The organism is Inediibacterium massiliense (assembly GCF_001282725.1).
GTDB lineage: Bacteria > Bacillota > Clostridia > Peptostreptococcales > Thermotaleaceae > Anaerophilus > Anaerophilus massiliensis.
The window spans coordinates 17,313-30,604 of record NZ_LN876586.1; the positions used below are offsets into that span (position 1 = coordinate 17,313).

Below are 13,292 nucleotides of genomic sequence, written 5' to 3' on the forward strand. Positions count from 1 at the left end.
ATATATAGAAACGGTCGAAAATAGCATTACAAACTCGCTATGCTCAAACAGTGTAATGCTAAGCATTTTCTTCCTTATTCTATATTTTCACAAATTCTCAATAATTGTTCCTTATTTTTATGATTTTGCTAAAATATACTTTGTCAGCAGTCTGAAAAATAAATATATTTTTGCTAAAACAATTTTTCTATTGAGATGAATATAAATAAGGAATATAGTATAATTTGTAAATATAAATAGATTTTTATCAAAATAGAGGAGGGTATATTATGCACCATATGAAGACTGTAGTCATTACTGGTGCTTCTAGAGGTATAGGAAAAGCAATGACTCAAATGTTTGCTCAAAAAGGATACAATGTACTTATGAATTTTAACAAGTCAGAAAAAGAAGCTACAGAATTATATGATTTATTAAAAAATCAAGGATGTTCTGTAAAAATTTTCAAGGCAGATGTATCCAAAAGAAATGAAGTAAATAATATGATAGAATTTTGTGTTCAAGAATTTGGCACAATTGATATCCTCATTAATAATGCAGGAATTAGTCAGGAAAAGTTATTTACAGATCTAACGGACGAAGACTGGGATACAATGATGAATGTCAATTTAAAAGGTGTTTTTTATTGTACACAAAAGGTTTTACAATATATGATTCCAAGAAAGAAGGGGAAAATAATTAACATTTCCTCTATTTGGGGCATGATTGGAGGTTCTTGTGAAGTTCATTATTCAGTAGCAAAAGCTGGAATAATAGGTCTTACAAAAGCTCTAGCCAAGGAATTAGGGCCATCTAATATACAAATCAATTGTATTGCTCCAGGAATTATTCAAACAGATATGCTTAGTCCTTATGATGAAAATGAGTTAAAAGCTCTTATAGAAGAGACTCCTTTAATGAAATTAGGAAACCCTTCTGATATTGCTAGCTGTGCGTATTTTTTAGCATCTAATCATTCAAATTTTATAACAGGTCAAATTATTAGTCCAAATGGAGGATTTGTCATTTAAATTTTTAGAAAATAAATTACTTGATTTTTGTATAAAAAATGGAATACCAATTGACTAAAAAGAAGGAAAATAGAGAATGTTGTCGAAATAGTAAAGAAAAATGATGGAGATGATTTTATGCAAAAGTTAAAACATCAATTTATCGCTATTATATTGTTAATTGTTGTCATACCCTTTGTGATTTCTAGTATCATTAATTATTATTTTATCTCTACCAATTACAAAAAAGAGATGGAAAAGAATAATCAATTTCTTGCTCATTCTATTGCTTCACAAGTGAATTTATTTATTGAAAAAGCTTATTCTACTACAGAAGAGTTGGCAAATAATCTCCAGATTCGAAAATTTGATCCTAATGATCAAAAGACTGTGTTAATAGACGTAGCTAAAAGGAATCCTTATTTTGATCTTTTGTACATCCAAGGAATAGATGGAATGCAAACAGCAAAGGATCAAGGAACTCTTGGAGATCGGTCTAATAGATGGTGGTTTCAAAAGTTTATGAAAGAACAAAAACCTTTTGTAAGTCAATCCTATTATTCTATCAATGGAAATATTCCTGTCACTTCTATATTTCTTCCTATTTATGACGAACAAAAAAATTTGAAGGGAATTATGGCATCAGACGTAAAATTAGATGCTCTGCAAAAACTTGTAGAGAAATTTAATCATCAACAAAGTCAAAGTGCTTATATTATTGATAGTGAAGGAGTCGTCATTGCTCATACAGATGAAAAACAAGTGCAAGAACAATACAATTATAAAAATATTACCAAAACTGTTTTAATGAAAGACTCAAATGGAGAAGTTTTATTAGATGAAGAAGGAAATCCAAAACAAGAAATCAAGCCCATTGAAGTACCTAAGGAAGTTCAAAAAATGGCCCAAGACGTGTTAAAGGGAAAATCAAGTGTTATAGAATATAAGGACCATAATGGTGACGAGGTAGTGAGTGCTTATACAAGTATTTCTGTACCAGGAAATTCAAAGCCGTGGGGAGTTATTACAGTACAAAAAAAATCTGTAGCTGTAAATTTTGTAACAGAGGTTCAAAAGAAAAATTTATTTATGATTTTTATTTTACTTATTTTAGCCATAGGTGTTGCTTATATGGTAGCACAAAAGATTACAAAACCCATTGTAGATATGATGAAGCTTATGAGTCAAGCGTCTAATGGAGAATTAGGGGTAAGATGTTCGGTGAAATCTAAGAATGAAATAGGGAAATTAGGAGAAAGCTTTAATAAAATGTTAGAAGGGATGAAAGAGCTTCTTTATAAAGTTCAAAATGTTTCTAATGAAGTTACAAAATCATCTCATCTTTTATCCACAACAACAGAAGAGTCATCGTCTGCTATAGAAGAAGTAGCAAGAACCATATCAGAGGTAGCAAATGGTGCAAATGATCAAGCAAGAGATGCAGAAACAGGAGTCATAGAAGTAGCTAAGCTTTCAGAAGAAATAGAAAAGGCCATAGAAAAAATCAAAGAAAGTAAAGAGTATGCAGATCAAATGTATACAGTCAATTCTAAAGGATTAGAAGTAATTCAAAATCTTGAGAAAAAAACTATCGAAAGTAATGAAGCAGGAAAAGAAGTGACAAAAGTAGTAAATGCTTTAAGTACAAAAACAGAAGAAATAGGAAATATATTAGAAACCATTATGGATATTTCACAGCAGACAAATCTTTTAGCACTCAATGCAGCTATTGAAGCGGCTCGTGCAGGAGAAGCAGGTAAAGGCTTTGCTGTAGTAGCAGAGGAAGTAAGAAAGCTTGCAGAGAGTACAGGACAGTCTAGCAATCATGTAAAAGAGATTATTACAGATATTCAAAAGGATGTAAAGATGGCTCAAATAACCATTCAAGGCTCAGAAAAGGTTATGAAGGGCCAAAATGAAGCTATTGATCATACTCAAAAGACATTTCATCATATTGCAAATACTATATCTAATATTATAAATAGAATTCATGACATGGGACAAAATATGGAGGAAATCTCTTCTTCTAAAGAAAAAGTTATGGCAGTTATTGAGAATGTATCAGCGGTATCAGAGGAAACAGCAGCAGCATCTCAAGAGGTATCTGCATCTACTGAGGAGCAGGCAGCTTCCATTCAAGAAATTAGTCATTTAGCAGAAGAAATGAAGCGTATGGTCAATGAATTAAATGAAAATATGAGTCAATTTAAATTTTAAAGGATTTCATTAGATGAGAGATACAAAAAATGAAAGCACTTTTAGAAAGTTATGATTCTAAAGGTGCTTTTTTATAATATAAGAAAATTATTTTATCTTTAAAATAATATTGGTAATACTAATAATATCTTTACTTAAAGTTTCTAAATCCTCCTTTTGTAGAGAGGATATTTTTTTTTGTAAACTATTTTTTATTTTTTTTTCTTCATTTTTTATAAATTGATGACCTTCATCTGTTAATTCAATATTTATGATTCTTCTATCATTAGGATCATAACATCTTTTCACTATATTTTTATCAATAAGTCTATCTATGATAGGTGTCATATTGGGTTTGGATATAGTAAGATTTTTAGCAATCTGAGAAATAGAAGAAGTGCCATTATGCCTAAGGTAGATAATGACTTTTACATGAGATGGTGGCAGTGGAAAGTTTTTCATCATTTCATTTGGATCAATAATTTTACTGTGTAAATATAAAAATAAATCATATAGATCTTCAGATAGTTTATTGAGTTGAATTGTATCCATATTATCCTCCTTATATAAATTCTATAAGTTTATTTATATTATAATGCATATATAATTATTATACAATGAAGAAAATTATTAACATATAAAAGTTATTGACATATAAATTTTATTTAAATATAATTGTTATGAAAACATAATTATATTTAAATAAGAATGATAAATAAATTTCAAGGATAGAAAGAGGTGCATAAAATGCTAAAAATCATAAAGTATCTTAAACCTTTTATGGTTTCCATCGTACTCATCATAGCTTTGTTATTTGTGCAAGCTATATGCGATTTATCTCTTCCTGATTATATGTCTAATATTGTGAATGTAGGGATTCAACAGGGAGGAGTAGAAAATGCTGTTCCTAAAATCATTCGAAAAAGTCAATGGGATAAGCTTATGTTTTTTATGAATGAAGAGGATCAGAAAAAGGTAGAAAAGCAATATATTCTTTTGGATCAAAAAACTCTTTCTAAAAGTGAGTGGAGTGAGTATTTAAAGGAATATCCAAAGCTTGAGGAAGAACCCCTATATCAGTTAAATACAAAAGATGAAGATAAAATAGATGAATTAAATCATATACTGGGTAAACCTATATTTATTGTAAGTGGAATGGAAAAGAAAGACTCAAATAAAAACTTATTTATAAATGATTCAAAAATGCCTAAAGGGCAGATCAATGAAATGCAAAAAAAGATATTTGAAAAATTAGAAGATATGCCTGATAGTATGATTACTCAATCAGCTACTATTTTTATTCATAAAGAATATGAGTATATAGGAATCAATACAGACAAGCTTCAATCTCATTATATATGGATTTCAGGTGGGAAGATGCTTGCTTTAGCACTTCTTAGTATGGTTGCTACTGTCATTGTCGGATTATTGGCTTCTAAAGTAGCAGCAGGACTTGGAAGAGATCTGAGAGGAAGGGTATTTAGAAAGGTGATTCATTTTTCTAATACAGAATTTGATAAATTTTCAACAGCTTCTTTAATTACAAGAAGTACAAATGATATTCAACAAGTGCAAATGCTCATGGTTATTTTGCTTAGGATGATATTTTATGCGCCTATTTTAGGTATTGGTGGAGTGATCAAGGTACTTCGTACAGATACCTCTATGGGATGGATTATAGCTGTAGCAGTCATGGCCATTCTTACATTAGTTGTTTTATTATTTTCATTGGCTATTCCTAAGTTTAAAAGAGTACAAACTCTTGTGGATAAGATCAACCTTATTGTTCGTGAATCATTGATAGGAATGTTAGTGATTCGTGCTTTTAATACTCAAAAATATGAAGAAGAGAAATTTGAAAAAGCAAATAGGGATTTAACCCATACCAATTTATTTGTGAGTCGTTTAATGACCCTTATGATGCCTATGATGATGCTGATTATGAATTGTATCACCATCCTTATTGTATGGGTAGGAGCGCATCAAATAGATACAGGGAATATGCAGGTAGGAGATATGATGGCTTTCATACAATATACGATGCAAATTATTATGGCTTTTTTAATGATCTCTATGGTATCTATTATGTTACCTCGTGCATCTGTATCTGCACAACGTATATGTGAGGTTTTAGATACAAAAGTGACGATTATAGATACAAAAGAACCTAATGAATTTAAAAATGATCATAAAGGGTGTGTAGAGTTTCAAAATGTTTGCTTTAGATATCCAGGTGCAAAGGAGGATGCTCTTTCAAATATTTCTTTTACTGCTAAGCCTGGTGAAACTACTGCATTTATTGGAAGTACAGGCAGTGGTAAATCCACTTTAGTACATTTGCTTACAAGATTTTATGATGTAACGAGTGGAAAAATACTAGTAGATGGAGTGGATATCAGATATGTATCTCAAAAGAAATTAAGAGAAAAGCTTGGTTATGTACCTCAAAAGGGAGTTTTATTCTCAGGAACTATTCAAAGTAATATTCAATATGGAAATAAAGATATGACTGAAGAAGAATTAATAAAAATATCAGAAATTGCACAAGCTATGGAATTCATTGGTACAAAACCAAAAGGATTACATTCTGAAATCTCTCAAGGAGGAAGTAATGTTTCAGGAGGGCAAAAACAAAGATTATCTATTGCTCGTGCCCTTGCTAAGAAACCAGAGATTTTTATATTTGATGATAGTTTTTCAGCTCTTGATTTTAAGACAGAGAAATTGCTTCGTAATGCATTAAAAAGTGAAATAGTAGAAAGTACTATTTTAGTAGTTGCACAAAGAATTAGTACTATTATGAATGCAGAACAGATTATTGTATTAGATGAAGGAAAGGTGGTAGGGCGAGGTACTCATCAGGAGCTTATGAAACACTGTGAGGTATATAAACAAATTGCTCTATCACAGCTTTCAAAGGAGGAGCTTTCATCATGAGTAATAAAAAAATAGAGAATAAAAAATCTGGTCATTTTGGTGGACCTATGGGAAATATAGGGAAAGTAGAAAAAGCAAAAGATTTTAAAGGAACTATGAATAAATTAATAGAGTATTTAAAGCCCTATAATATATGGATGATCATTGTCATTATTTTTGCCATAGGAAGTGCAGCTTTTTCTATTGTAGGTCCTAAAATTTTAGGAAAAGCTACAACCAAAATTTTTGAAGGATTAGTAAGTAAGATTATGGGGGTTGAAGGTGCTTTTATTGATTTTTCTTATATTAAAAATATCCTCCTTTGGTTGTTGGGACTATATCTAGTCAGTGCTGTATTTTCAATTATACAAGGCTATATTATATCAGGAGTGGCTCAAAAGGTATCTTATCATTTAAGAAAAGAAATTTCAGAGAAAATAAATCGTATGCCTTTAAAATATTTTGATCAAAGGACTCATGGAGAAGTATTATCAAGAGTTACAAATGATGTAGATACAGTAAGCCAAACTTTAAATCAAAGTATGTCACAGATGATTACATCTATCGTTACAATCATTGGAGTACTCATTATGATGTTATCGATCAGTTGGAAAATGACTATGGTAGCACTTTTAATACTTCCAGTATCTATGATATTAATTATATTTGTAATAAAGAAATCTCAAAAGTATTTTAAATCTCAACAAGAATTTTTAGGGCATGTCAATGGACATGTAGAAGAAATGTATGGGGGACACAATATAGTAAAAGCTTTTAATGGAGAAGAAGAAGCTATTGATCAATTTGAAACAATGAATCATACACTTTATCATTCAGCATGGAAATCTCAATTTTTATCTGGAATGATGATTCCGATTATGACTTTTATTGGAAATATCGGTTATGTAGCTGTATCTATTTTAGGTGGATGGCTTGCGATTCAAAAAACTATTGAAGTTGGAGATATATTATCTTTTGTTCAATATATGAGAACTTTTACTCAACCTATAGGTCAAGTAGCACAAATTTCTAATGTTTTACAATCCACAGCAGCAGCAGCAGAAAGAGTTTTTGAATTTTTAGAAGAGCCAGAAGAAGCTTTAGATCCAGAAAGTCCAGTGAAACTTAAAGAGGTGAAGGGAGAAGTTGATTTTTCTCATGTTCATTTTGGATATGATGAGGATAAGACCATTATCAATGATTTTTCAACTCATATTCGTAAAGGTCAAAAGGTAGCTATTGTAGGACCAACAGGTGCAGGAAAAACAACAATTGTAAAGCTACTGATGAACTTTTACCCTATTCAGAGAGGAGATATATGTATTGATGGATATCCTATCAATGATTTTAAAAAATCGGATTTACGAAGTATATTTGGAATGGTGCTTCAAGATACATGGTTATTTAAGGGATCTATTATGGAAAATATCCGTTATGGAAGACTGAATGCTACAGATGAAGAAGTCATGGAAGCAGCAAGACTGGCTCATGTAGAAAGCTTTGTGAAGATGTTACCAAATGGATACAATATGGAAATCAATGAAGAAGCAAACAATTTATCTGGGGGGCAAAAGCAATTAATTACCATTGCTCGTGCAATCCTTGCAGATCCTAAAATACTAATTTTGGATGAAGCCACAAGTTCAGTAGATACTCGTACTGAAATTTTTATTCAAAGAGCTATGGAAAACTTAATGAAGGATCGGACAAGTTTTATTATTGCTCATAGATTATCTACTATACGTGATGCAGATTTGATACTTGTTATGAAGGATGGAGATATTATAGAGCAAGGTCATCATGAAGAATTATTAAAAGATAATGGTTTTTATGCTTCTCTTTACAATAGTCAGTTTGAAAAATAATGAGGCATCCTTAGTACAGGATACTTTAGTTTGTAGACAAAGTCATAAAAAACGTCACTAAATTTTCAAATTTGGAAAATATATAGAAACGATCGAAAATAGCATTACAAACTCGCTGTGCTCAAACAGTGTAATGCTAAGCATTTTCTCACTTATTCTATATTTTCACAAATTCTTAATAATTGTTCCTTATTTTTTATGACTTTGCTACATTATACTTTGTCAACAGTATGAGGCATCCTTAGGATAAGATGCTTCTTTTTTAAAAAAAATCTGATATAATGAAAATAAATTTTTAAATTTTTAGAAAGGAAGATTTCATGACAACGGATGAAAGAAGAAGAGAAATTATCTCCATTTTAAAAAAGAATACAGATCCTATTACAGGAACAGAGTTTGCAAAAAAATTTGGTGTCAGTAGACAAGTCATTGTACAAGACATTGCAGTGATTCGGGCAGAAGGATATAATATTTTGGCCACTTCTAATGGATATTTAATTCCTACTATTGATGAAAAGAAAAGAAATATTCAAACTATTGTATGTTCTCATGAAAGATATGATCAAATTGAAGAAGAGTTAACCATTATGGTAGATATGGGTGCAAAGGTACTAGATGTGATTGTAGATCATCCTGTTTATGGAGAAATTAGAAGTTCTTTAATGATAGGGTCAAGAATGGATATAGAAGACTTTATGGAGAAAGTGAAAAAAAGTAGTGCACAACCGTTATCTTCTTTAACAGGTGGAGAACACATTCATACCATAGAAGTCCCTAATAATCGAGCTTATGAAAGAATAATAAAAAAATTAAGAGAAAAAGGATATTTTTTAAGCGAGTAATTTTGAATATAACAAATTTATCTTATTGTAAAAATACAAAAAATTTGTTATATTTTTTGTATGACAGGTGACAAGACACATGTAAAAACATAACGAAGGGATTGGAAAAAAATGACTCAAAAAGAAATGATAGAAGAAATTCAAAAGCTAAAAGAGAAAAAAAATGCAGTCATCTTAGCCCATAATTATCAAATTCCAGAAATTCAAGATATAGCAGATATAGTAGGCGATTCTTTGAAATTAAGTGAAGAAGCAGCAAAAACAAATGCAGATTGTATTGTATTTTGTGGAGTACATTTTATGGCAGAAAGTGCAAAGATATTATCTCCTAATAAAAAAGTATTACTTCCTGTAGAGGATGCAACTTGTCCTATGGCAGATATGGTTAATAAAGATGATTTAGTTAATTTTAAAAAAGAAAATCCTCATATTCCTATTGTCTGCTATGTGAATTCATCAGCAGAGGTAAAAGCAGAAAGTCATGTATGTTGTACTTCATCTAATGCATTAAGAGTGGTAGAGGGGTTAAAGGAAGATACTGTATTATTTGTCCCAGATGTGAATTTAGGAAGCTATATTAAAAGTAAATTGACTCAAAAGAATATAATCCTATGGACAGGTTATTGTATTACCCATCATAGAGTCAAAGGATCAGAAGTAGAAAAAGTAAAAACAAAGTATCCTCATACAAAGCTATTGGTTCATCCTGAGTGTAATGAAGACGTAGTAAAAAAAGCAGATTTTGTAGGAAGTACTTCAGAGATTATTCAGTATGCTTCCACTTGTGAAGATGAAGAATTTATTATTGGAACAGAGATGGGCGTATTACATTCACTTCAAAATAAAAATCCAAATAAAAAATTTTATTTATTATCCCAGCATCTTACATGTTTGAATATGAAAAAAACTACTTTAGAAGATGTATACAAAGCTCTTTATTATGAAAAAAATGAAGTAAAGGTAGAAGAAGAAATAAGGAAAAAAGCTTTACAATCTCTTAACAAAATGCTTGAATTAGGGAGATGAAAAAAATGAATAATAAAATATTTGGGAGTGTAGAGGAAGATCCTAAGAAAGAGATTTGTGATGTACTCATTTTAGGAACTGGGGTTTCTGGACTTTATTCCTCTTTAAATATTGATTCAAAGTATCAAATTATTCTTATTTCTAAAACAACCTTAGATCAAAATAATAGTTCTCTCGCTCAAGGAGGAATTGCAGCTTGTATAGATGAACATGATGATTTTTTTTCTCATTATGAAGATACCTTAAGGGCAGGAGCTTACTATAATAGAGAAGAGACAACAAAAGTACTAATCAAAGAAGCTCCAAATAATATTGAGAAGCTTTTAGAATATGGAGTCATGTTTGATCGTGATGAATTCGGTCATCTTAAAGTGACAAAAGAAGGAGGACATTCAAAGAGAAGAATTGTTCATGTAAAGGATGCAACAGGAAAAGAAGTCATAAGAGCATTAGGAGAAGAAGTGAAAAAAAGAAAAAATATCAAATTATATGAAAACACATTTGCAGTAAAGCTTTTCACTTATGAAGGAAAAGTATGCGGAGTATTGGCCATAAAGGATAATCAAAAGGTTATTTATCAAAGCAAAGTAGTGATTTTGGCAACAGGAGGGGCAGGTCAGGTTTATAAAAATACTACAAATCCACATACGGCTACAGGGGATGGAATTGCTATGGCCGTAAACGTAGGTGCTAAGATCAAGGATATGGAATTTATTCAGTTTCATCCTACAGCTTTGTATGATCAATATCATGATCAGAAATTTTTAATATCAGAAGCTGTAAGGGGAGAGGGAGCCATTCTTAGAAATATAAAAGGAGAAGCTTTCATGAAAAAATATCATCCAATGAAAGACTTAGCTCCAAGAGATATTGTAGCAAGAAGTATTTTTATAGAGAAAGAAAAGACAAAAAAGAGTCATGTTTATTTAGATATTACACATAAAAGCTCGGATTTTATAAAGGAGAGGTTTCCAACTATATATAATAGATGCTTAGAAGATGGTATAGATATGACAAAAGAATATATTCCAGTATCTCCAGTTCAGCACTATACCATGGGAGGAATTGATACAGACGTAAATGGAAAAACAAATATAGATAGACTTTATGCTTGTGGGGAGTGTGCTTGTAGTGGAGTTCATGGGGCCAATAGACTGGCTAGTAATTCTTTATTAGAAGGAATTGTATTTGGAAAAAGGGTAGCGGATCATATTCATAAAACTATAGATTCTCTAGATTTATTGCCTATTCATATAGAACAAGAACAAAAGGGATGTAGGATAAAAAATAATATAGATACACAAAAAATAAAAGAGAGAATAAAAAAGATGATGGATGCAAAAGTATTCATTATGAGAAACGAGAAAGACCTATTGTATGCTCATAAAGAAATAGAAAAAATAGAAAATATCATAAAAGATCAAACAAGTACCATAGATGAATATGAATGTATGAATCTTTGTATCGTAGCCAAACTAATTATAGATGCTTCGTTAAAAAGAACAAAAAGCATAGGAGCTCATTACAGAATAGATGAGGAGGGGAGAAATTGTATAATCAATTTTTAGTAGAAAAGATTATTAAAAATGCACTCATAGAAGATATGAATGATAAAGATTTGACTACAGACCTTTTAATAGAAGATGATTTATATTCTACAGCTTATATGATTGCAAAGGAAGAAGGCGTTTTAGCCGGAATTTTAGTTGCAAAAAAGGTATTTACAATGTTAGATACGGATATTTCATTTGAAATTTTAAAAGAGGATGGAAGTATTCTAAAAAAGGGAGAAAAAATTGTAAAAATAAAAGGAAAAACAAAATCAATTTTAAAAGGGGAAAGAACGGCTCTTAATTTACTTCAGAGAATGTCAGGTATTGCATCTTTAACGAATAAATATGTAGATACTATCAAAGAATATCCTACAAGAATTGTGGATACAAGAAAAACTACTCCTAATTTAAGGATATTAGAAAAATATGCAGTTTCTATAGGAGGAGGATACAATCATAGATTTAATTTATCAGATGCAGTAATGATTAAAGATAATCACATAAAAGCTGTTGGAGGTATCAAAGAAGCTATTCAAAAAGCGAAAAGAAATATCCCGCATACAGCAAAAATAGAAATAGAGGTTACATCCTTAGAAGAATTAAAAGAAGCTTTAGATGAAGGTGTAGATATTATTATGCTAGATAATATGGATCTACTTACAATGGAGAAAGCAGTAAAAATAAATAACAAACAATCTATATTGGAAGCTTCAGGGAATATTACAATAGAAAGAGTAAAAGAGATAGCAGCCATAGGAGTAGATATAATTTCAGTAGGAGCCCTTACTCATTCAGTGAAGGCTATGGATATAAGCTTATTATTTACAGATGGAGGAGAATAGATTGAAAAGTAGATTTTCTTTTAGAGATTATATAACAAATGCATTAAATGGAATGGCATTAGGACTTTTTTCTTCTTTGATTATAGGACTTATATTAAAACAAATAGGAGAGTATACAAATATTTCTTTCTTGATAAATTTTGGTAAAGTTGCTCAATTTTTAATGGGGCCTGCTATTGGTGCAGGAGTAGCTTTTAGTATAAAGGCACCTCCTCTTGGAATATTTGCATCTATTGTAACAGGAGCTATAGGAGCAGGAACGATTGTACCGATAGATACATCTTTTACTATTACTATAGGAGAGCCTGTAGGGGCATTTATAGGATCGTTAATAGGAGCTGAATTTGCCAAAATAGTATCAGGAAAAACAAAAGTAGATATTGTAATTATTCCACTAGGAACCATATTGGTAGGAGGAATGGCAGGAGTATTTATAGGTCCTTTTATATCATCTTTTATGAAAGGTTTAGGAGCAATGATCAATCATGCTACAGAGCTTCAGCCTATTCCTATGGGTATAGTAGTTGCAGCTTTAATGGGAATGATCTTGACGCTTCCTATTAGTAGTGCAGCTTTATCTATTTCATTAGGACTTAGTGGTCTAGCAGCAGGAGCTTCTGTAGTAGGATGTGCAACACAAATGATTGGGTTTGCTATTGCAAGTTACAAAGAAAACGGATTTGGAGGAGCAATTGCTCAAGGGATTGGAACATCTATGTTACAAGTTCCAAATATTATTAAAAACCCTCTTATCTGGATACCGCCTACATTGGCTAGTGCTATTTTAGGACCTATTGCGACTACTATTTTAAAGATGGAGAATAATAGCATTGGAGCTGGAATGGGAACAAGTGGATTGGTGGGCCAATTTGGAACCATTGCTGTCATGAAAGGAACAGAGCCTATGAATTGGATTGTGGGGAAAATTTTAATCCTTCATTTTATTCTTCCAGCTTTACTTACACTGATGATTTCTAATTATATGAGAAAAAAAAGATGGATTAAATTAGGTGATATGAAATTAAACCCATAGTTTGAAAAAAATTCTGCTCGATAGTATAAT

At 30.9% G+C, this 13,292-nt stretch carries 10 protein-coding genes; 9 read left to right on the forward strand and 1 reads right to left on the reverse strand.

The features are described from left to right. Positions 1–269: 269 nt before the first annotated feature. Complete coding sequence (gene ymfI / locus BN2409_RS03995) at positions 270–1,010, forward strand: elongation factor P 5-aminopentanone reductase (protein WP_053955381.1); 741 nt, start codon at positions 270–272, stop codon at positions 1,008–1,010. Between the two features lie 117 nt (positions 1,011–1,127). Beyond that, on the forward strand, positions 1,128–3,206 hold the full coding sequence (locus tag BN2409_RS04000; RefSeq protein ID WP_053955382.1) for a methyl-accepting chemotaxis protein: 2,079 nt from the start codon (positions 1,128–1,130) through the stop codon (positions 3,204–3,206). An 87-nt stretch (positions 3,207–3,293) separates the two neighbouring features. Here BN2409_RS04000 and BN2409_RS04005 read toward each other — a convergent pair whose 3' ends face one another. Then, positions 3,294–3,737 (reverse strand): MarR family winged helix-turn-helix transcriptional regulator, encoded by a 444-nt coding sequence (locus tag BN2409_RS04005; RefSeq protein ID WP_053955383.1) that lies wholly within the window; start codon positions 3,735–3,737, stop codon positions 3,294–3,296. A gap of 195 nt (positions 3,738–3,932) precedes the next feature. Between BN2409_RS04005 and BN2409_RS04010 the strand changes: the two genes are divergently transcribed. The 7 genes from BN2409_RS04010 to BN2409_RS04040 all read left to right on the forward strand — a co-directional run bounded on the left by BN2409_RS04010 (position 3,933) and on the right by BN2409_RS04040 (position 13,262). Then, positions 3,933–6,122: an ABC transporter ATP-binding protein gene (locus tag BN2409_RS04010; RefSeq protein WP_053955384.1), complete on the forward strand. Its 2,190-nt coding sequence runs from the start codon at positions 3,933–3,935 to the stop codon at positions 6,120–6,122. Next, positions 6,119–7,966 (forward strand): ABC transporter ATP-binding protein, encoded by a 1,848-nt coding sequence (locus BN2409_RS04015; RefSeq protein ID WP_053955385.1) that lies wholly within the window; start codon positions 6,119–6,121, stop codon positions 7,964–7,966. The genes BN2409_RS04010 and BN2409_RS04015 overlap by 4 nt, the downstream gene beginning before the upstream one ends. A gap of 320 nt (positions 7,967–8,286) precedes the next feature. Continuing rightward, complete coding sequence (locus BN2409_RS04020; RefSeq protein WP_053955386.1) at positions 8,287–8,808, forward strand: transcription repressor NadR; 522 nt, start codon at positions 8,287–8,289, stop codon at positions 8,806–8,808. Between the two features lie 111 nt (positions 8,809–8,919). Beyond that, the gene (gene nadA / locus BN2409_RS04025; protein ID WP_053955387.1) at positions 8,920–9,834 is read left to right on the forward strand and encodes a quinolinate synthase NadA; all 915 of its coding nucleotides are present in this window, start codon (positions 8,920–8,922) and stop codon (positions 9,832–9,834) included. Positions 9,835–9,839: 5 nt separating this feature from the next. Further along, on the forward strand, positions 9,840–11,402 hold the full coding sequence (nadB, locus tag BN2409_RS04030) for an L-aspartate oxidase (protein ID WP_053955388.1): 1,563 nt from the start codon (positions 9,840–9,842) through the stop codon (positions 11,400–11,402). Continuing rightward, a complete protein-coding gene (gene nadC / locus BN2409_RS04035) occupies positions 11,384–12,229 on the forward strand; it encodes a carboxylating nicotinate-nucleotide diphosphorylase (RefSeq protein ID WP_110942940.1) in 846 nt (281 codons plus the stop codon). The genes nadB and nadC overlap by 19 nt, the downstream gene beginning before the upstream one ends. Further along, entirely contained in the window at positions 12,216–13,262 is a 1,047-nt protein-coding gene (locus BN2409_RS04040) for a PTS sugar transporter subunit IIC (RefSeq protein WP_053955389.1), read from the forward strand. The genes nadC and BN2409_RS04040 overlap by 14 nt, the downstream gene beginning before the upstream one ends. Positions 13,263–13,292: the final 30 nt, after the last annotated feature.

Excerpts from the sequence above, each read along its gene's own strand:
- ymfI (WP_053955381.1), top strand. The coding sequence starts at position 270 with ATGCACCATATGAAGACTGTAGTCATTACTGGTGCTTCTAGAGGTATA.
- BN2409_RS04000 (WP_053955382.1), top strand. The coding sequence starts at position 1,128 with ATGCAAAAGTTAAAACATCAATTTATCGCTATTATATTGTTAATTGTT.
- BN2409_RS04005 (WP_053955383.1), bottom strand. The coding sequence starts at position 3,737 with ATGGATACAATTCAACTCAATAAACTATCTGAAGATCTATATGATTTA.
- BN2409_RS04010 (WP_053955384.1), top strand. The coding sequence starts at position 3,933 with ATGCTAAAAATCATAAAGTATCTTAAACCTTTTATGGTTTCCATCGTA.
- BN2409_RS04015 (WP_053955385.1), top strand. The coding sequence starts at position 6,119 with ATGAGTAATAAAAAAATAGAGAATAAAAAATCTGGTCATTTTGGTGGA.
- BN2409_RS04020 (WP_053955386.1), top strand. The coding sequence starts at position 8,287 with ATGACAACGGATGAAAGAAGAAGAGAAATTATCTCCATTTTAAAAAAG.
- nadA (WP_053955387.1), top strand. The coding sequence starts at position 8,920 with ATGACTCAAAAAGAAATGATAGAAGAAATTCAAAAGCTAAAAGAGAAA.
- nadB (WP_053955388.1), top strand. The coding sequence starts at position 9,840 with ATGAATAATAAAATATTTGGGAGTGTAGAGGAAGATCCTAAGAAAGAG.
- BN2409_RS04040 (WP_053955389.1), top strand. The coding sequence starts at position 12,216 with ATGGAGGAGAATAGATTGAAAAGTAGATTTTCTTTTAGAGATTATATA.